Source organism: Corynebacterium sp. CMW7794 (assembly GCF_001563605.1).
Classification (GTDB): domain Bacteria; phylum Actinomycetota; class Actinomycetes; order Mycobacteriales; family Mycobacteriaceae; genus Corynebacterium; species Corynebacterium phoceense.
Genome location: NZ_KQ961737.1, coordinates 85,413 through 103,440, shown reverse-complemented (window position 1 = coordinate 103,440; position 18,028 = coordinate 85,413). Strand labels below are relative to the sequence as shown.

Below are 18,028 nucleotides of genomic sequence, written 5' to 3'. Positions count from 1 at the left end.
TTGCCTTTGTCGGGGATAGGTGGTTGTGGAGGCCGCGGGGGTGGTTGCCGATGGTTACATGCGGCGGATGTGGCCGGAGTTGTCGACTTCCATGCAGCACCACGTGAGGAAGACGAAGTCCACGTCTGGGATGGGCATGTCCTGCGGGTGGTCGAAGACCTCGAGGGTGGAGCCGTGGGGGCGGGTGCGGGCGACCACGTTGCCGGCGGCGTCGATGATGGCGCGCTCGCGGCGCAGCCGCCGGGTGCGGTTGAGCGTGTAGCGACGGGTGCCGCACACGGCGGAGAGCCGGTTGACGGAGAAGCCGGTTTGGGCGACGGTGAAGACCTCGCCGTCGGAGGTCGTGGCCTTGATGACCAACTGCATGTCGTCGCGGGTGACCTCGGTGAGGATTTGGCCGTGGGCGAAGTGGATGACGTGCTCACGCACGGCGGCGGCCTCGGCCCCGCCGGGGTCCGTGAGGCCGTCGTGGCGCCAGGTCCAGTATTCAGTCGACATGGTGACCTAGCCCAGGAACAGCGCGCCGACGGCGACGAGGGACGCGAGAACGAGCGTGGCGATCCAGGCGATGGCGCCGCTGGAGGTCTTCGCCTCAAGGATGAGACGCGTGAACCAGCTGAGAGCGGCGACTTCCTCGACGGAGAGGTCGTGGTCGGTGTAGTCGCCCTCGAATTCGAGGATGGCCTCGCGCACGCCGCGGTTCTTCGAGGTGAACTGGGCGACCTTCGTGCCGGAGGCATCCTCGATGATCCAATTGCCGGAGGTCTCGCAGATGAACGCGAAGGTGCGGCCGTCGAGGGACGCGTCGAGCCGCTTGTCGCGGCTGGCGTTGCCGGCGAGGCGGAAAACGCGGTCATCGGCAAGCGTGGCAGAGGCGCCGAGGTCCGAGGCGTCGAGGCGCCAGTAGGCGTCAGCAACGGTGGCGGAAGACTCGGTGAACTCACCGATCGGCTCTGCGGCCTCCGCGAGGAGACGCGGTGCAGAGCGATCGGTGCGATCCCAGCTCGTGTAGTGCATGCTTAGCAGCCCACCAGGCGGGCGGCGAGGTAGGACTCGAGCTCGTCGATCTTCACACGCTCCTGCTCCATGGAGTCGCGCTCGCGCACGGTGACGGAGCCGTCCTCGAGGGAGTCGAAGTCGTACGTGACGCAGAACGGGGTGCCGATCTCGTCCTGGCGGCGGTAGCGGCGACCGATGGCACCGGACTGGTCGTAGTCCACGTTCCAGTTGGCGCGCAGCTTGTTGGCCAGCTCCTGGGCCGGGGTGGACAGCTCTTCCTTCTTGGAGAGCGGAAGAACGGCGACCTTGACCGGCGAGAGGCGGCGGTCGAGGCGCAGGACGACGCGCTTGTCGGTGCCACCCTTGGCGTTGGGGACCTCTTCCTCGTCGTAGGCATCGACGAGGAAGGCCATCATGGAACGGCCGAGGCCGGCGGCCGGCTCGATGACGTAGGGGATCCAGCGCTCGCCGGTGGTCTGGTCGAAGTAGGACAGATCCTCGCCGGAGCCCTCGGAGTGGACGCGGAGGTCGTAGTCAGTACGGTTAGCAACACCCTCGAGCTCGCCCCACTTGGAGCCGGTGAAGCCGAAGGCGTACTCAACGTCGACGGTGCGCTTGGAGTAGTGGGAGAGCTTTTCCTTGGGGTGCTCGTAGAGGCGGAGGTTCTCCGGGTCGATGCCCAGGTCGACGTACCAGTTGTAGCGGTCGTCGATCCAATACTGGTGCCACTCTTCGTCCTCGCCCGGCTTGACGAAGAACTCCATCTCCATCTGCTCGAACTCGCGGGTACGGAAGATGAAGTTACCCGGGGTGATCTCGTTACGGAAAGACTTGCCGATGTTGGCGATGCCAAACGGCGGCTTCATGCGCGAGGAGGTGAGGACGTTTTTGAAGTTGACGAAGATGCCCTGGGCGGTCTCCGGGCGCAGGTAGTGCAGGCCTTCCTTGTCATCGACGGGGCCGAGGAAGGTCTTGAGCAGGCCGGAGAAGGCCTTGGGCTCAGTCCAGTTGCCCGGCTGGCCGGTCTCCGGATCGTTAATGTCAGCGAGACCGTTGGGAGCAGGGTGGCCGTGTTTCTCCTCGTAGGCCTCGAGGAGGTGGTCAGCGCGGTAGCGCTTGTGGGTGTAGAGGGACTCGACGAGCGGGTCAGTGAAGACCTCGACGTGGCCGGAGGAGACCCACACCTGGCGCGGCTGGATGACGGAGGTGTCGACGCCCACGACGTCCGAGCGAGACTGGACCATGTGGCGCCACCACTGGCGCTTGATATTTTCCTTGAGCTCGACACCCAGCGGGCCATAGTCCCATGCGGAGCGGGAACCGCCGTAAATCTCGCCGGCCTGATAGACCAGGCCGCGGCGCTTGCACAGGCTAACAACGGTGTCGATGACGGATGCCATGATTCCTTTTACACTCCTACGGATCGGATTCGCGGTTGAGGGCGAATCGTCGGACGCTTGCAATAGCCTCCTATCCTAGCCTGTACGGGGGCGGACCGGCAGGAAGGGGTGGAGGGAAACAGTGCACGTTCCTAACACTATGGGTGAAATGCGTAAACATTATCCCTAGCCGCAGGTGAATAACACCATTGAGAAAGAGTGGAAAAATTCACCCAGACTTTTCCAATGTCCCACAGTAACTTCCCAGCTAGGGCAAGTATGCACAAAAATGGTCTATTGATATAGTGTCTAGGTCATACACGTCGACGGAGGATTTACCGTGCCCAACACACTACCCACTGCAGACGAGCTGAAGAACGCTGAGCATCTGTTCAGCGCACTCGACTCGCCGCTGCGTCTGCGTATCCTCATCCTGCTGGCCGATCGCGGCCACTTCGTCCACGAGCTCGTGGGCAAGTTGGAGAAGTCGCAGCCGCTTATTTCCCAACACCTGCGCGTGCTCAAGTCCGCGGGTCTCGTGCGCTCCGAGCGCTCGGGCCGCGAGGTCATTTATTCACTGTCCTCGCCGAAGTCAATCCGCCTTATCACCACGGCCGCAAAGCTCGAAGAAGAGCTCATGGCAGCAAGCGAGAACTGATTTTCAAGTTATATGCGTTAAGATAACCGTATGACTGTGCAGTCCAATATTCCGAAGCTGGGTGCGCGCAATACGAAGCAGCGCACTGCCGTCGTCGAGGTTCTTCGCGAGATGGATAAGTTCGCTTCGGCCAAGGACATTCACCAGGAGCTGCAGGCGCACGAGGCCAAGGTGGGTCTTACCACCGTCTACCGCACCCTCCAGTCCCTGTCCGAGATCGACGCAGTGGACGCGCTTCATATGCCCACAGGTGAGACGCTCTACCGCCACTGCGAATCGAGCCACCATCACCACCACCTCGTATGCACCAAATGCGGCCGCACCGAGGAAATCGATGGCGGCCCCATCGAGGCCTGGGCAAAGGAAATGGCCAGCAGGTTCGACTTCGAACTCACTGGCCACGACGCCGAGGTCTTTGGCATCTGCGCGCAGTGCCGCGCAAAAGCAGCTTAACGCTAATTCTTTTTGACGCCGCCGAAGCGGCGGTCGCGGCGGGCGTATTCCTCGACCGCGGCGAAGAGATCCTCCGGCGTGAAATCTGGGAAGAGCTTGTCCTGGTAGACCATCTCCGCGTACGCGGACTGCCACAGCAGGAAGTTGGACGTGCGCTTCTCGCCGGAGGGGCGCAGGAACAGGTCTACGTCAGGCATCTGCGGGTCGTAGAGATACTGCGCGATGGTCTTCTCATTGATGGCGCTGGGCGCCAGCTGACCGGATTGGATATCAGTGCCGAGCTTGCGGACGGCATCGACAAGCTCGGCGCGGCCGCCGTAATTGACGCACATGGCGAGTGTCATGCGGGTGTTGTCTTTGGTGAGCTCTTGGGCGGCCTCAAGCTCTTTGATGACGCTGCGCCAGAGGCGGGGGCGGCGGCCAGCCCAGACGACGCGGACGCCGCGCTCGTTGAGCCAGTCGCGCTGGCGGCGGATGACGTCGCGGTTAAAGCCCATGAGGAAGCGAACTTCCTTGGGGCTGCGGCGCCAGTTCTCCGTGGAGAAGGCGTAGGCGGACAGGTACGGGATACCCATGGCAAGGCAGGCGTCGACCGCGTCGAGGAGGACCGCCTCTCCCCTCTTATGACCTTCCGTGCGCTCCATGCCGCGCTCTTGGGCCCAGCGCCCGTTGCCGTCCATGACGAGGGCGATGTGTTTGGGGAGGAACTCCGCGGGGATCTCGGGCGGAGTGAGGACTCGGTTGGGGTCAGGCGTAATCACCCGCCCAATCTTACTCGACTCGCTATTGGTCCATGACCGCCAGTGCGGTCACTTTGCGCTCGATGTGCCACTGGAGGTGCGCAATGGCGAGCCGGTGGCCTTCCGCTTCCTGTACGGGTGTGGGTGTGCTGGAGTGTCCGTGCGCAAGTAGCCAGAGGTGATGGAGGGTCTCCGGGTCGACCTCGGCGGCGCCGGGCGGGCGGCATTCGTGGCAGGCGGCGCCGCCGATGGCCGGGTGGAAGGCGTGGTGCGGGCCGGGTTTGCCGCACTGGGCACAGTCGAAGAGGCTCGGCGCCCAGCCGGAATGGGCCATGGCTTGAAGGAGGAAGCGGTCGAGGACGCGGGTGGGCGGCTCGTGTTGGAAGTCGCGGAGGGCGGCGACGAGGGCCTCATAGAAGTAGGGGTCGGTGTCGAGGGCGAGTTTCTCGGCGGCCTCGAGGGCGGCGCAGGCGGCGGTGTAGCGCTCGTAATCGTCGATGATGTGCGCGCCGTAGTAGCCCACGGTGTCTGCTTGGGAGATAGTGTGGAGGTTGCGCCCCTCGTAGAACTGCACGTCGAGGTCGACGAAGTGCTGAAGGCGCGAGCCGAAGCGGGACTTGGCGCGGCGCACGCCCTTGGCGACGGCGCGCACGAGTCCATGGTGGTGCGTGAGCAGCACGATAATGCGGTCGGCCTCGCCGAAGTCGTATGTGCGGATGACGACGGCGCGATCCCGGAAGTTGGGGCGACCGCCGCTGCTTTTCGGGCGCGAGGTACGAGCGCCCGCGCCTGTGGGCTTAGAAGCCAAGGCGTCCCAGGAATTTCGGGTCGGACTGCCAGTTCTTCAGGACCTTGATGCGCAGGTCGAGGAAGACGTTTTGGCCGAGCAGCGCGATGATCTTCTTGCGGGACTCGCCCATGATGCGGTTGAGGCGGCGGCCGTCCTTGCCTTCGATGATCTTCTGCTGGCCGGGGCGCTCGAGGTAGATGATCGCATGGATGTTGAGGACGCCGGGGCGCTCGGGGTTGGGCAGCATTTCGTCGATGCCCACGGCGACGGAGTGCGGGAGTTCGTCCTTGAGGCCGGCGAGAGCAGACTCGCGGATGAGCTCGGCGATGCGCTCTTCCTGGCGCTCGTCCGTGACGTGGTCGTCCGGGTAGAACTTGGGGCCTTCGGGCAGGGCGTCGCGGATAACACCGACGAGGTCTTCGACCTGGGTGCCGTCCTTGGCGGAGACGGGGATGACCACGGCGTCAGGGTCGTGCTCGGTGAGCAGCTCGTGGAGGGCGAGCAGCTGAGCGCCGACCTGGTCACGGGAGCCCTTGTCGAGCTTGGTGACGATACCGATGATCTTCGTCTTCGGGGCGACCTCACGGACGTTGTCGAGGATCCAGCGGTCGCCGGGGCCGATCTTCTCGTCGGCGGGGATGGTCAGGCCGATGACGTCGACGTCGGCGTAGGTGTCTTTGACGATCTCGTTGAGGCGCTCGCCCAGCAAAGTGCGCGGGCGGTGGAGGCCTGGGGTGTCGACGACCACGATCTGGCAGTCCTCGCGGTGGACGATGCCGCGGATGGGGCGACGGGTGGTCTCCGGCTGGTTGGCCGTGATGGCAATCTTCTCGCCCACAATGGCGTTGGTGAGCGTGGACTTGCCGGTGTTGGGGCGGCCTACAAATGACACGAACCCAGAGCGGAAGCCCTCGGGCGTGTCGGTGTAGTCGCGGTAATCAAGTGCTGCCTCGTCGGGCAGGTTCTCGAAGGCGGCGTCAAAGTTGTCTGCAGGAGTGGCTGCGGGTTTGTCGGCCGGGTTCGATTCGTGAGGGTCTGTATCGTTCATCGTGCCCACATCATACCCGCTCGGCGGGGGTTTTCACGATCCCTGCTAGAGATCCTCGACGTCGGTGACGGAGAACTGGAGCTGCGGGTGCTCGAAGTAGTCCTGGGCAGCGATGAGGCACAGCTCGTCCGACTCGGCCTCATAGGTGACGTTGAGCAGGTCCCAGACGGAGGACGCGGTGGCCTTGAGCGCGGCCTTCGCGTCACGAGTCTTGGCGTAGTGGCCGGTAAAGAGCGCGGCGGTGACGTCGCCGGAGCCGTTACGCTTGAACGGCAGGCGCGGGGTCGCAACGATAAAAGCGCGGTCGCCGTCCACGGCGAGCATCTCGATGGAATCCTCCGGGGTCTCCGGGCGGTTGACGGAGGTCACGAGCACGGTGCGGGGGCCGATCTCCTGGGCGACCTTGACGGCCTCGAGGGTCTGCTCAAGGGTGCCGGTCTCGTGCTCGGTGAGGTAGCCCAGCTCAAACTGGTTGGGCGTAATGATGTCCGCGACGGGAACCACCTTGTCGCGCAGCAGCGGCGGGATCTCGTCCGAGACGAAGCAGCCGGACTTCGCGTTGCCCATGACCGGGTCGCACGCGTAGAGGGCGTTGCCGTTGACGGCCTTGATGCGGCGCACGGCGTCGACGATGGCGCCGGCGATGTCCGAGCCGCCCTGGTAGCCGGAGAGGATGGCATCGATCTTGGGGAAGGCGCCGCGCTTCTCGATGCCGTCGACAATCGAGGTCACCTCGGTGCCCGGAATCATCGGTCCGCCCCAGTCACCGTAGCCGGTGTGGTTGGAGAAATTCACCGTGTGGATGGGCCACACCTCGTGGCCTGCGCGCTGAAGCGGGAACACTGCGGCGGAGTTGCCGACGTGGCCGTAGGTGACGTGGGACTGAATCGACAGAATATTCATGGGGCTTATTGTGCTACGAAGCACGGACGCGTACCAAGTATTTGGCGAATTACTTGTCGGTCTTCGTTGTCTCCTCCCCCAGGGCGGCGCCGATGAGGCCGGTGAACAGCGGGTGCGGGCGAGTCGGGCGCGACTTATACTCCGGGTGCGCTTGGGTGGCGACCATGTACTTGTGGTCGGGGTACTCCACGAACTCGACGAGGTTGCCGTCGGGCGAGGTGCCGGAGAAGACGAGGCCGGAGCCCTCCGTGATCTGCTCCTTGTACGCGTTGTTGACCTCGTAGCGGTGGCGGTGACGCTCGGAGACCTGCGTGGTGCCGTAGGCCTGGGCGACCGCGCTGCCCTCGGCCAGGACGGCCGGGTAGGCGCCCAGGCGCATGGTGCCGCCCAGATCTGCCTCGCCGGCCACGGCCGCTTTCTGCTCGGCCATGGTGGCGATGACTGGGGTGCTGGTGGTGGGGTCGAACTCGGTGGAGGAGGCATCGGAAAGCCCGGCGTGGTGGGCGGCCTCGAGCACCATGGACTGGAGCCCCAAGCACAGGCCGAGGAAGGGCACGTCGTTCTCGCGGGCGTAGGTCACGGCGGCCAGCTTGCCTTCGATGCCGCGCACGCCGAAGCCGCCGGGGACGATGATGGCATCGAGGTCCTCGAGCTCGCTCGTGTCCTCGGCGATGGTGTCAGCGGCAATCCAGCGGACGTTGGCCTTGGCGTGGAAGGCGAAGGCGGCGTGGCGGGTGGCCTCGGCCACGGAAAGGTAGGCGTCCGGCAGGTCGATGTACTTGCCCACGATACCCACGGTGACCTCGCGCTGGGGGTTGTGGACGCGGTCGAGGAGGTCGCGCCACTGCGTCCAGTCCACGTCGCGGAAGGGCAGGCCCAGCTTACGGATGACGAAGGTGTCGAGATGCTCGCGGTAGAGGACCTCCGGGATGTCGTAGATGGACGGGCTATCCGGGCAGGAGGTCACGCCCTCTTTCTCGATGTCGCACATGAGCGCAATCTTGGCCTTGAGCGGGGCCGGGACCTCACGGTCGCAGCGCAGGACCACGGCGTCCGGCACGATGCCGATGCCGCGCAGCTCCGCCACGGAGTGCTGGGTGGGCTTGGTCTTGAGTTCCCCGCTCGGCGCGAGGTACGGCACGAGGGAGCAGTGGATAAAGAAGACGTTGTCGCGGCCCACGGTGTGGCGGACCTGGCGCACGGCCTCGAGGAAGGGCTGGGACTCGATGTCGCCCACGGTGCCGCCGATCTCGCTGATGACGACGTCCGGGGTGTTGCCCTCGGCGTCCGGTTCGCTCATCGCGATGACGCGGGCCTTGATTTCGTCCGTGATGTGCGGGATGACCTGGACGGTCTTGCCCAGAAACTCGCCGCGACGCTCCTTGGCGATGACGGTCGAGTACACCTTGCCGGTGGTGACGTTCGCGTTCTTGGTGAGGTTGCGGTCGAGGAAGCGCTCGTAGTGGCCCAGATCCAGGTCGGTCTCGGCGCCGTCCTCGGTGACGAAGACCTCGCCATGCTCGAACGGGTTCATGGTGCCCGGGTCCACGTTGAGGTACGGGTCGAGCTTTTGCATGGTGACGGACAGGCCGCGGGCGGTGAGCAGCTGGCCCAGGCTGGCGGCGGTGAGCCCCTTGCCCAGCGAGGAGACAACGCCTCCGGTGACGAAAATGAACTTAGTCGGCGTAGCAGACATGGGGGTCCTCCTTGACGGAGACGGACCTGCGTGTACCGCGAAAAATGCGACATCCCGCAGGTGAACTATTTACCTACGGGATTTCAGGATAACACGGAACGTGAAAATTCAACAATAAGAAGACAGATATTACTCCCCAGACAGATATTACTCCCCGTGCGGCTCCCCCACCGCCGGAATCCCACCACCGGGCACCTGCTTGTCCAGGTTCGCGCGCTCGGCGGCGTCCGGGAAGGCCTTAGGGCCGGAGGGCTTCGGTTGGAAGCTCAAGCCGCGTTCCTTCACGTCGTCGTACCAGTCCGCGAGCAGCTCGTTCTGGAGGCCGAACATTTCCTTCTCTTCGGCTGGCGTCGCGTGGTCGTAGCCCAGCAGGTGGAGGCACCCGTGGACGGTGAGCAGGGCCAGCTCGTGTCCCAGCGAGTGGCCGGCGGCCGTGGCTTGACGCTGTGCGAACTCGGGGCAGAGCACGATGTCGCCCAGCATGGCGGGGCCGGGAGCGGCGGCATCGGGACGCCCGCCCGCAGCCCCCGGGGTGATCTCATCCATGGGGAAGCTCATGACGTCGGTCGGGCCGTCGAGATCCATCCAGCGCACGTGCAGATCCGCGATGGTCGCAAGATCCACGGCGGTGATGGTGCACTCCGCGTCCGGGTTCACGTCCATGCGGCCGAAGGCGTAGGAGGCAACGTCGATGAGCATTTCTTCGTTGACGCCGTCGTAGCCGCACTCGTTCAAAAACTCGATGCTCATTCTTGGTCCTTCTTCCGTTCTTGCTCTGCGTCGAAGCGATCGTAGGCACCCACAATGCGACCCACAAGCTGGTGGCGCACCACGTCGTCGGCGCCCAAGTCCGCGAAGTAGATATCGTCAATGCCGTCGAGGATGCGGCGCACGATGCGCAGGCCAGAGACATGACCGCGCGGGAGGTCGACCTGTGAGATATCGCCAGTGACCACGATCTTTGAGCCGAAGCCCAGGCGCGTCAAGAACATCTTCATCTGCGCAGGCGTGGTGTTCTGCGCCTCGTCAAGGATGACGAAGGCGTCGTTTAACGTGCGGCCACGCATGTACGCCAGCGGGGCGACCTCGATGATGCCGGCCTCCATGAGCTTGGGGATGATCTCCGGATCAAGCATGTCGCGCAGCGCGTCGTACAGCGGGCGCAGGTACGGGTCGATCTTGTCGTTCAAGGTGCCCGGCAGGAAGCCGAGCTTCTCCCCCGCTTCCACGGCCGGGCGGGTCAAAATAATGCGCGAGACGTCCTTATTGTGCAGCGCCTGCACGGCCTTCGCCACGGCGAGGTACGTCTTACCGGAACCGGCCGGGCCAATACCGAAGACGACCGTGTTGTTATCGATGGCGCGCACGTACTCGGACTGGCCGACGGTCTTAGGCCGCACGGTCTTGCCGCGGCGCGAGACAATATCCGCGGCGAGCGCCGCGGAGACCGACTGCGGGGCCTCGACGGCGACCATCTTCACGGCGTGCTTGACCGTCTCCGGGGAGATGGTGTGGCCGCGGCGCGCGATAGACTCGAGCTCGTCGAGAACCTTGGCCGCACGCGCGACCTCGTAGTCCGGTCCCGTGATGGTCACGGTCGTCCCGCGTGCGAAAAGGTCCGCATCGAGCTGATTGTTGAGGACCCGCAGGTTGGCATCCGCCGTGCCCAGCACGGCGGCGACATAGGCGGAGTCCACCTCTATCTTCTGAGTGATAATTGGCACGAGTCCCAATCTACCAGCGCGAGGTCCGCACCCCGATGGCGGCCAAGGCCACCATTGCTGCCGATGCCGTCCGCAAGACCTCCGGCCCCAGCTTCACCGCCGTAGCCCCCAGCTTAGCCAGCTCTGTGCTGCCGATGCCGCCCTCCGGCCCGATGAGCAGGTACACCGTTCCTTGTAACTCGACATCGCGCAGCGATGTCGTTGCGTCTTCGTGGAGGACGTAGGCAGTCTCGCCATTGATGAGCTCGGCGACCTGTGCGGTGCTTAAGGGACCGGTGACCTCGGGCACGCGCGCCCGGCGCGACTGCTTGGCGGCAGCGGTCGCCGCAGACTGCCACTTGGCGAGCGCCTTGGGAGCCTTCTTCGCGTCCCACTTGGCGATGCACCGGTCCGCCTGCCACGCGATGATCCCATCCGCGCCGGCCTGCGTCGCGAGGTCGACGGCAAGCTCGGCGCGCTCGGACTTGGGGATCGCCTGGATGACAATGACCTTGGGGTCAGGCTCGGGGATGGTCTCGATCTCGTCGACGCGCGCGACGAGCGCGTCCTTGCCGCGCACCTCGGTGACGGTGACTGTGGCGAGGCGCCCGGCGGCATCGGCAAGCTGGATGCGCTCGCCGGGCGCGACGCGCTTGACGGTGACGGCATGGCGGCCCTCGGGCCCGGAGAGCTCAACGATATCACTCTCGCTCGCGCCAGCGAGCGATTCTACGCGGAAGACGGCAAGGCTCATTTAGCGGCGGAACCTTGCGCGCAGGCGGTCGAAGAAGCTGTCTTCCTCGTCCTCGGTGTGGATGGCGGTGGTGTGCTCGGTGCGGTCGCGGACCTCTTCGAGCAGCTCGCGGGACTTGGAGTCGAGGTCGGTAGGCACGACGACGTCGACGTGCGCGAGCAGGCGGCCGCGGCCGTCCGTGCGCAGGCGCGGCATGCCCTGGCCCTCGACGGAGATTGTCTGGCCCGGCTGCGTGCCCGGCTCGATCTCGACCTCGAGGTCCGTGCCGTCGAGCTGCGTGACGGTGAAATTCGTGCCCAACGCCGCGTCGACCATGGGGACGCGGACCGTGACGTGCAGGTCGTCCGCGTCACGCTCGAAGACGGGGTGGCGCTGCGTATGGACCTCAACGAAGAGGTCGCCAGCCGGGCCGCCGCCGTGTCCGACCTCGCCCTGGCCCGACATGCGAATGCGCATGCCGTCGCCGATGCCAGCCGGGATATTGATGGTGAGGTCGCGGCGCTTCTTTACGCGGCCGTCGCCACCGCAGTGGCCGCAGGGGTCCTTGATGACTTCGCCGTAGCCCTGGCACGTCGGGCAGCGGTGGGAGGTCATAACGTTGCCGAGGAAGGAACGCTGGACCTCCTGAACCTCGCCGGCGCCGTGGCAGGTCTCGCAAGTCACGGGCTTGGAGCCGGACTCCGAGCCGGAGCCGTGGCACGTATCGCAGAGCACGGCCGTGTCGATGGTGACGGGCTTCTTCGCACCAGCAAACGCCTCTTCGAGCGTGATCTGGGTGCGCAGCAGCGCATCCGAGCCCGGCTGCACGCGCGAACGCGGGCCGCGAGACGCCGCGCCGCCACCGAAGAACTCGGCAAAGATGTCGCCCAGGCCGCCGGTATCGAAGCCGCCGGCGAATCCGCCGCCAGGCATGGACCCGCCCTGCTCCATGGGGTCGCCGCCGCGGTCGACAATCTGGCGCTTCTGCGGATCAAGCAGGACCTCCTGGGCGAGCGAGGCCTCGCGGAACTTCTCCGCGGCCTCCGCGTCGTCCGGGTTGAGATCCGGGTGGTACTTGCGCGCTAGCTTGCGGTAGGCCTTCTTAATCTGTTGATCGGTAGCGTCTTTGTCCACGCCGAGAATGCCGTAATAATCACGAGCCACGGGAAATTACCAGTCCTTTACTCAATCGTCTTCGGGGATCGTTGCGAGTTTACTCGCCCGCCACGATGTCACTCACATAGCGTGCAACAGCAGAAACCTTGGAAATTGTTCCCGAATAGTCCATAAACGTCGGTCCCACGACGCCCATGCCGCCCAGCGCCGCGCCGTCAGTGCCGTACGCGGTGGCGACGACGGACGAGCCGCGCAGGCGATCCTCCTCATGCTCCTCGCCGATAACGACCGAGACGTTGCCCAGATCCGGGACCTTGGACAGCAGCTTGAGCACGACGACCTGCTCCTCGAGGGCCTCGATGATCCCGGGCAGGCGCTGCGGGAAGTCGCGGGCCACGCGCGTGAGGTTCGAGGCACCCGCAATGATGAGCCGGTCCGCGGGGTGCTCGACGAGCGTTTCGATGAGCGTCGTCGCACAGTTGAGCACATGGCCGCGCAGGTCGAGCGGCGCGTGCTCGGTAAGCTGCGCGAGCTCCACGGAGGCCTCGTCGAGCGTGCGGCCCTCGAGCGCCTGGTTGAGCAGGTCGCGCAGGCGCGCGACGTCGTCCGGCTCGATGATCTGGTCGAGCTCGACGTTACGCTGGTCCACGCGGCCGGCGTCCGTGATGAGCACGAGCAGCAGTCGCACCGGGGAGAGCGCCACGACCTCGCAGTGCTTGACGCGCGAGACCTTGAGGTTCGGCATCGCGACGACGGCGGCTTGCTTAGTGAGCTGCGCGAGCAGCCGCACGGAGCGGCGCAGCACGTCTTCCAAGTCCACGCCGTTCTCGAGGAAGTGCAGGATGGCCTGGCGCTCCGGCTTGGACAGCGGCTTGACGTCGTGGAGCGTGTCGACGAAGTGGCGATAGCCCGCCTGGGTGGGCACGCGCCCTGACGAAGAGTGCGGCTGCGTGATGAGCCCGGCGTCCTCGAGGACCGCCATGTCATTGCGAATGGTCGCCGAGGACACGCCCAGCTGGTGGCGCTCGAGCAACGCCTTGGAGCCCACTGGCTCCTGGCTCGCAATGAAGTCCGAGACGATGGCGCGCAGGACCTCGCGGCGCCGCGCTTCGGTTGAGGTAGACATGCCCGTTAGTGTACTTCGTCGCCTCGTTCCTCGGCGACGAGCAAGTCGGTGATTATGCCGTCAGCGAGCAGGCGGCCTTCCTTTGTTACTCGCAGGCGACCGCCTGCGAGTTCGAGGAGGCCGCTGTCGATGAAGCGGTCACGGGTCTGCGTCGCGTTGTCGCTTATCCAGTCCGCCGGGATGCCCTCCCGCAGGCGCAGGCCGAGCATCACCTTTTCCTCGTGGCGTTCCTCCGGCGTGAGCGTCTCTGATTCTTTGATGGGCAGCTCGCCGTGCGCGAGGGTGTCGACGTAGCGGCGCGGATGCTTGACGTTATAGAAGCGCTCGCCGTCGAGGTGCGAGTGCGCGCCGGGGCCGGCTCCCCACCAGTTGCCATCGACCCAGTAGATGCGGTTGTGCTGGCACTCCCCGCCGGGCTTCGCCCAGTTGGAGACCTCGTACCACTGAAAACCTGCGGTTTCCAGAGTCTCGGAGATGAACTCGTAGCGGCGCGCGAGGACGTCCTCGTCCGGCGCCGGCAGCAGCCCCTTCTTCACCTTGCGGGCCATGCGGGTGCCGTCTTCGACGATGAGCGAGTACGCGGAGACGTGGTCGACGCCGGTCTCAAGGACACGGTCCAGGGTTTCTTTGACCTCGTCATCCGTTTCCGTGGGCGTGCCGTAAATCATGTCGAGATTCACATGCTCGAAGCCTGCGTCTTTCGCCTCACGCGCGGCGTCGAAGGCGCGGCCGGGCGTGTGGACGCGCTCAAGGATTCTTAAGACGTGCGAAGACGCGGACTGCATGCCCAGCGAGATGCGCGTGAAACCGGCGTCGCGGAGCGCCGCGAAGTACTCGGGGCTCGTGGATTCGGGGTTCGACTCGGTCGTCACCTCGGCGCCGGGCTGGAGCCCGAAGGTGTCCTTGACCTTGTTCACAATGCGTGCAAGGCCTTCCGAGCCAAGCAGGGAGGGAGTGCCTCCGCCGATAAAGACGGTATCGGCACGCTGAGGCGCGCGAGCAGCGGCCAGCTCAAGTTCGAGGTCGAGCGCGTCGAGGTAGGCGCCGATGAGTTCGGTGCCCCCTAATTCATTCGGCGTATAGGTATTGAAGTCGCAATATCCGCAGCGTGAAGAACAAAACGGGACATGGATATAAACGCCAAACGGAGGATTCATAGCGTTTTAGCCTAGCGTGCGTGTACGCTATTTCTCATCTTTTAATCTGCTACCTGAAGAAAGGCACTACCGAGGTGGAACCTCCGAGTCGAAGTCCCCGTTTCCTGAAGCTTAGGAGCGGGGTCTAGCCATGTGGACTGCAATCGGCATGATTGTCCTAGGCATTGTTGTCATTGGCATCATCATCGCGTTTAACGCGTATTTCGTGGCCCAAGAGTTTGCGTTTATGAACGTGGACCGCGCGCAGCTGCGCACCATGGCGGCACAGGGGGATAAAAAAGCAGAGCGCGCGCTCATGCTCACCCACCGCACCTCGTTCGTGCTCTCCGGCTCGCAGCTGGGCATTACGGTCACCGGCCTGTTGGTGGGTTATATCGCAGAGCCCCTCGTGGGCAACGGCCTGGGCGAGCTCCTCGGCGGCGTGGGCATCCCGCGCGCGGCGTCGGTGACCGTCGGCACCGTGGCAGCACTCGCCTTGTCGACGGTGGCGTCCATGGTCTTCGCGGAGCTGTTCCCGAAGAACTACGCGCTCGCCACGCCCATGAAGGTAACGATGGGCATTACCAACTCGACGAGCTGGTACTTGCGCATCTTCGGCCCGCTCATCCACTTCTTCGAGTACGCCTCCAACGGCCTGCTGCGTCTGTTCCGCATTGAGCCGGTCGAGGACCTCGATTCCTCGGCGACGACGGAAGACTTTGAATCCATCGTGGACAACTCGCACGAGTCTGGCACCCTGGACGAGAACACGTACATGGTGCTCGACCGTCTGCTCGACTTCCCGGAACATGACACGGGCCACGCGATGATTCCGCGTTCGCGCGTGGACGTTGTCGACCCGGACACCACGCTGGGCGAGGTGCGCGAGATGATGGCTGAGAACCACACGCGCTACCCCGTCATCGATGACGAGCACAATCCGATTGGCGTCGTGCACCTCTATGACGTGCTCGAATCGACACTGCCTTCCGACGCACACGTCACCACGCTCATGCGCGAGGCCGTCGTCGTGCCGGAGCTCATGGACCTGCCGGACACGGTGAAGGAGCTGCGCGATTCCTCCGAGAAGCTCGCGTGCGTCATTGACGAATACGGCGGCTTCATCGGCATCGTCACCATGGAGGACCTCGCAGAGGAAATCCTCGGCGACGTCACGGACGAACACGATCTTGAGGAAACCGAGGAAATCACGGAGACGGACGACTCCCACTGGATCGTGGACGGCGACACGCCCATCGATGAGATCGAGCGCGCCGTGGGCCACGACCTGCCGGATGGCGACTACGAGACCATCGCGGGCCTGCTCATCGCGCAGTCCTCCTCTCTGCCGGAGGAAGGCGAAGAGTTCTCCGTCGAGCTCGAGGCCGAGCCGGAGGACTGGGTCGAGGGCGACGATGCCCCCACCCGCCGCCTCCACATCACCGTCCAGGAGGTCGAGCGTCACGTCCCGTCCTCCCTTGCTCTGGAACTTATCGAAGAGGAGGCCGACAATGACTGATTTGATCATCACCATCCTCATCCTCATCGCGTCCGCGTTCTTCGTCATCATCGAGTTCGCCACCATGGGCGCGCGCCGCAACCGCCTCGAAGAAACCGCGGAGACCTCCCGCACGTCTCGTGCCGGCCTGCGCTCCCTCAACGAACTCACCATCATGCTCGCCGGCGCGCAGCTGGGCATTACCGCCTGCACGCTGATCCTCGGTGCCGTGACCAAGCCATGGGTGCACCACTTGCTCATGCACCCGCTCGAGGCGCTCGGCCTCTCGCTGGGCATCGCGGACGTGGTCGCGTTCATCCTCGCGCTGTTCATCGTCACCTTCATCCACCTCGTCATCGGCGAGATGGCCCCAAAGTCCTGGGCGATTACCCATCCGGAGACGGCGCTGCAGCTCATCGCAGTTCCCGCGCGCGGCTTCATTTGGGTCTTCCGCCCGCTGCTCACGTGGATCAACACCATGGCCAACCACATGGTCCGCGCCGCCGGTGAAACCCCGGTCGACCGGGCGGGTGCGGCTGGCTACGACCCGGAGACGCTGCGCAATCTCGTCGAACACTCCCGCCAAGTCGGCACCATGGACGATGAGTCCGCGAACCAAATCACCGGCGTCATCGAGCTCGAGTCCGCCACGGCCGCCGACATGGCGCGCGCCCACGGTTCCCAGATCGTGCCGCTGCCCGCGGATGCGACGGTCGCCGACCTGCAGCGTCTCGTGACGTCCAAGCACATCATGCGCGTCCTCGTCTTCGACCGCGCCCGCAATGTCCGCGTGGTCCACGTCCGAGACACTCTGCTCGCTTCCCCGGACACGAAGGCGCTCGAGTTCTCCCGCCCCGCCGTCATCGTGACGCCCACCGCCACGGTGCAGCGCACGCTCGATCTCATGCGCGCCCGCGGCGAACAGCTCGTCATGGTCGGCCGCCCGAGTTCCGACAACGCGGCCTGGATCCTCACGTGGGACGACATCATGGGCCAGCTGTGGCCGCAGATTACGGAGCAGCTGGATCAGGCGGCTCCGCCGGCGGCGTCGTAGCCCCTCGAGGCGCACGCGCCGGAGACCTCAAGAGTAAACCAGAAGAAGTGAACCACTCGAAAAATTGATCGAAAACTTCACTTCTTCTGGTTTACTTCTGTTTTGCGTTCACCTCGCTGAGGGCCTGCTCCAGTAGGGCGAGACACTGCTGTGGTTTCGTAAGCAACTGCCGCGGAGAGAAACGCAGCACTCGGTGGCCACGGTTGGTGAGTTCCTTCTCCCGTTTGCGCTCCGCGACGATGACCGACTCTGGGCGCTCACCGTATTTGCTGTCGCCATCGATTTCGACGACAAGCCCGCCAGGCATGAGGAAGTCGACCCGATAGCCATAGAGCGAGACTTGTTCGCGCCAGCTCACTAGGCCGGCAATCTCAGTGTCGAGGAGCAGCGCACGGAAATAAGACTCGTAAGGCGACTCGGTGTCGTTACGCGCAGCGGCGAAAGCCCGACGGGCATGTGCAACTCCTTTGTGCCGTGCTGCACGCGCAATGGCTTTCTGCAAGGCAGAAGGGTGGCCGCCGTTGCTCAAGAAGCAATCCATCGCCGCGAGACCGGCCGCGAAGCCCTCCCAGCACGCAATATCAACGCAGGTACGCGGAGCCGCTGTCACGCGGATGCCATGGAGCTCAACGATATCCTCGGGGAAAACTCGCCGTTTGAGATAAAGAGTGTGGGGTCCCCATGCACCACGCGGACGCCGGCCACCGGAAGGCAACACGACATGGACGCGCTCTTCCTTTGCCGCAATTACCCATAGTCCGTGAACCCGCGCAGCGGAACGCCCCGCGAGCACGCCGCCGCGCAGCTCGCGACCTATGGCCAGCGTGCGGAGATGGTGCTGCTGATAGGCGGGCATCTCCGACCACGCGCCACGCGCCACGGCGTGAGCATTGCCGAGACGCAGGTAGGCGCCGTCAGAGATTCCGTCGATAAGGGGTCTCGAGGCTTTCGGATCTCCGGGGATTCGGATGATTACTTCGTGAAGGTTCATACCTC

Annotated in this window: 19 protein-coding genes; 4 read left to right on the top strand and 15 right to left on the bottom strand. The window is 64.6% G+C overall.

Annotated elements, in window-relative coordinates; translation table 11 throughout:
* Window positions 1–54: 54 nt before the first annotated feature.
* From HMPREF3227_RS06760 to HMPREF3227_RS06750, 3 genes are read right to left on the bottom strand one after another with little or no spacing between them, the layout of a single operon-like run.
* Window positions 55–498, bottom strand: a complete 444-nt coding sequence (locus HMPREF3227_RS06760) for a hypothetical protein (protein ID WP_066492375.1) — start codon at window positions 496–498, stop codon at window positions 55–57.
* A 6-nt stretch (window positions 499–504) separates the two neighbouring features.
* Window positions 505–1,017 carry a hypothetical protein gene (locus tag HMPREF3227_RS06755; RefSeq protein ID WP_066492380.1) on the bottom strand — a complete coding sequence of 171 codons (513 nt, stop codon included), beginning with the start codon at window positions 1,015–1,017 and terminating at the stop codon, window positions 505–507.
* A gap of 2 nt (window positions 1,018–1,019) precedes the next feature.
* Complete coding sequence (locus HMPREF3227_RS06750; RefSeq protein WP_066492382.1) at window positions 1,020–2,399, bottom strand: glycine--tRNA ligase; 1,380 nt, start codon at window positions 2,397–2,399, stop codon at window positions 1,020–1,022.
* 319 nt (window positions 2,400–2,718) lie between these two features.
* Here HMPREF3227_RS06750 and HMPREF3227_RS06745 point away from each other — a divergent pair, with 319 nt between their 5' ends.
* Window positions 2,719–3,036: an ArsR/SmtB family transcription factor gene (locus tag HMPREF3227_RS06745; RefSeq protein WP_066511531.1), complete on the top strand. Its 318-nt coding sequence runs from the start codon at window positions 2,719–2,721 to the stop codon at window positions 3,034–3,036.
* Between the two features lie 30 nt (window positions 3,037–3,066).
* Window positions 3,067–3,489, top strand: coding sequence for a Fur family transcriptional regulator (locus tag HMPREF3227_RS06740; RefSeq protein WP_066492386.1), 423 nt, complete (start codon window positions 3,067–3,069; stop codon window positions 3,487–3,489).
* 2 nt (window positions 3,490–3,491) lie between these two features.
* Here HMPREF3227_RS06740 and HMPREF3227_RS06735 read toward each other — a convergent pair whose 3' ends face one another.
* The 11 genes from HMPREF3227_RS06735 to hemW form a co-directional block, all read right to left on the bottom strand.
* Window positions 3,492–4,250 carry an isoprenyl transferase gene (locus HMPREF3227_RS06735; RefSeq protein ID WP_077210089.1) on the bottom strand — a complete coding sequence of 253 codons (759 nt, stop codon included), beginning with the start codon at window positions 4,248–4,250 and terminating at the stop codon, window positions 3,492–3,494.
* A 22-nt stretch (window positions 4,251–4,272) separates the two neighbouring features.
* The gene (gene recO / locus HMPREF3227_RS06730) at window positions 4,273–5,037 is read right to left on the bottom strand and encodes a DNA repair protein RecO (protein WP_066511528.1); all 765 of its coding nucleotides are present in this window, start codon (window positions 5,035–5,037) and stop codon (window positions 4,273–4,275) included.
* Window positions 5,027–6,067, bottom strand: coding sequence for a GTPase Era (gene era, locus HMPREF3227_RS06725; RefSeq protein WP_066492394.1), 1,041 nt, complete (start codon window positions 6,065–6,067; stop codon window positions 5,027–5,029). Before era ends, recO begins: the two co-directional genes overlap by 11 nt.
* Before the next feature lie 45 nt (window positions 6,068–6,112).
* Window positions 6,113–6,970 (bottom strand): pyridoxal kinase PdxY, encoded by an 858-nt coding sequence (pdxY, locus tag HMPREF3227_RS06720; protein WP_066492397.1) that lies wholly within the window; start codon window positions 6,968–6,970, stop codon window positions 6,113–6,115.
* A 49-nt stretch (window positions 6,971–7,019) separates the two neighbouring features.
* Entirely contained in the window at window positions 7,020–8,666 is a 1,647-nt protein-coding gene (locus HMPREF3227_RS06715) for a CTP synthase (RefSeq protein WP_066511517.1), read from the bottom strand.
* A gap of 147 nt (window positions 8,667–8,813) precedes the next feature.
* A complete protein-coding gene (ybeY, locus tag HMPREF3227_RS06710) occupies window positions 8,814–9,416 on the bottom strand; it encodes an rRNA maturation RNase YbeY (RefSeq protein WP_066492403.1) in 603 nt (200 codons plus the stop codon).
* Entirely contained in the window at window positions 9,413–10,390 is a 978-nt protein-coding gene (locus tag HMPREF3227_RS06705) for a PhoH family protein (RefSeq protein ID WP_066492405.1), read from the bottom strand. Before HMPREF3227_RS06705 ends, ybeY begins: the two co-directional genes overlap by 4 nt.
* Window positions 10,391–10,400: 10 nt before the next feature.
* Window positions 10,401–11,123: a 16S rRNA (uracil(1498)-N(3))-methyltransferase gene (locus HMPREF3227_RS06700; RefSeq protein WP_066492407.1), complete on the bottom strand. Its 723-nt coding sequence runs from the start codon at window positions 11,121–11,123 to the stop codon at window positions 10,401–10,403.
* A complete protein-coding gene (gene dnaJ, locus HMPREF3227_RS06695) occupies window positions 11,124–12,266 on the bottom strand; it encodes a molecular chaperone DnaJ (protein WP_066492409.1) in 1,143 nt (380 codons plus the stop codon).
* A 49-nt stretch (window positions 12,267–12,315) separates the two neighbouring features.
* Entirely contained in the window at window positions 12,316–13,344 is a 1,029-nt protein-coding gene (gene hrcA, locus HMPREF3227_RS06690) for a heat-inducible transcriptional repressor HrcA (RefSeq protein ID WP_066511515.1), read from the bottom strand.
* 5 nt (window positions 13,345–13,349) lie between these two features.
* Window positions 13,350–14,501 carry a radical SAM family heme chaperone HemW gene (gene hemW / locus HMPREF3227_RS06685; protein ID WP_066511505.1) on the bottom strand — a complete coding sequence of 384 codons (1,152 nt, stop codon included), beginning with the start codon at window positions 14,499–14,501 and terminating at the stop codon, window positions 13,350–13,352.
* A 130-nt stretch (window positions 14,502–14,631) separates the two neighbouring features.
* On the opposite strand from hemW, the gene HMPREF3227_RS06680 reads away from it, so the two are divergent.
* Window positions 14,632–15,999, top strand: a complete 1,368-nt coding sequence (locus tag HMPREF3227_RS06680; protein WP_066492420.1) for a hemolysin family protein — start codon at window positions 14,632–14,634, stop codon at window positions 15,997–15,999.
* The gene (locus tag HMPREF3227_RS06675) at window positions 15,992–17,032 is read left to right on the top strand and encodes a CNNM domain-containing protein (RefSeq protein ID WP_066511500.1); all 1,041 of its coding nucleotides are present in this window, start codon (window positions 15,992–15,994) and stop codon (window positions 17,030–17,032) included. Before HMPREF3227_RS06680 ends, HMPREF3227_RS06675 begins: the two co-directional genes overlap by 8 nt.
* A 91-nt stretch (window positions 17,033–17,123) precedes the next feature.
* Here the strand turns inward: HMPREF3227_RS06675 and HMPREF3227_RS06670 are convergent, their stop codons facing one another.
* Window positions 17,124–18,023, bottom strand: a complete 900-nt coding sequence (locus HMPREF3227_RS06670; protein WP_066492425.1) for an endonuclease domain-containing protein — start codon at window positions 18,021–18,023, stop codon at window positions 17,124–17,126.
* Window positions 18,024–18,028 lie beyond the last annotated feature (5 nt).

What these genes read in the sequence shown, in the direction of transcription:
- HMPREF3227_RS06715 (WP_066511517.1), bottom strand. Translation starts at nt 8,666, where the DNA reads ATGTCTGCTACGCCGACTAAGTTCATTTTCGTCACCGGAGGCGTTGTC.
- HMPREF3227_RS06680 (WP_066492420.1), top strand. Translation starts at nt 14,632, where the DNA reads ATGTGGACTGCAATCGGCATGATTGTCCTAGGCATTGTTGTCATTGGC.
- HMPREF3227_RS06740 (WP_066492386.1), top strand. Translation starts at nt 3,067, where the DNA reads ATGACTGTGCAGTCCAATATTCCGAAGCTGGGTGCGCGCAATACGAAG.
- HMPREF3227_RS06700 (WP_066492407.1), bottom strand. Translation starts at nt 11,123, where the DNA reads ATGAGCCTTGCCGTCTTCCGCGTAGAATCGCTCGCTGGCGCGAGCGAG.
- HMPREF3227_RS06675 (WP_066511500.1), top strand. Translation starts at nt 15,992, where the DNA reads ATGACTGATTTGATCATCACCATCCTCATCCTCATCGCGTCCGCGTTC.
- HMPREF3227_RS06750 (WP_066492382.1), bottom strand. Translation starts at nt 2,399, where the DNA reads ATGGCATCCGTCATCGACACCGTTGTTAGCCTGTGCAAGCGCCGCGGC.
- hemW (WP_066511505.1), bottom strand. Translation starts at nt 14,501, where the DNA reads ATGAATCCTCCGTTTGGCGTTTATATCCATGTCCCGTTTTGTTCTTCA.
- ybeY (WP_066492403.1), bottom strand. Translation starts at nt 9,416, where the DNA reads ATGAGCATCGAGTTTTTGAACGAGTGCGGCTACGACGGCGTCAACGAA.
- era (WP_066492394.1), bottom strand. Translation starts at nt 6,067, where the DNA reads ATGAACGATACAGACCCTCACGAATCGAACCCGGCCGACAAACCCGCA.
- HMPREF3227_RS06760 (WP_066492375.1), bottom strand. Translation starts at nt 498, where the DNA reads ATGTCGACTGAATACTGGACCTGGCGCCACGACGGCCTCACGGACCCC.
- HMPREF3227_RS06670 (WP_066492425.1), bottom strand. Translation starts at nt 18,023, where the DNA reads ATGAACCTTCACGAAGTAATCATCCGAATCCCCGGAGATCCGAAAGCC.
- pdxY (WP_066492397.1), bottom strand. Translation starts at nt 6,970, where the DNA reads ATGAATATTCTGTCGATTCAGTCCCACGTCACCTACGGCCACGTCGGC.
- hrcA (WP_066511515.1), bottom strand. Translation starts at nt 13,344, where the DNA reads ATGTCTACCTCAACCGAAGCGCGGCGCCGCGAGGTCCTGCGCGCCATC.
- HMPREF3227_RS06755 (WP_066492380.1), bottom strand. Translation starts at nt 1,017, where the DNA reads ATGCACTACACGAGCTGGGATCGCACCGATCGCTCTGCACCGCGTCTC.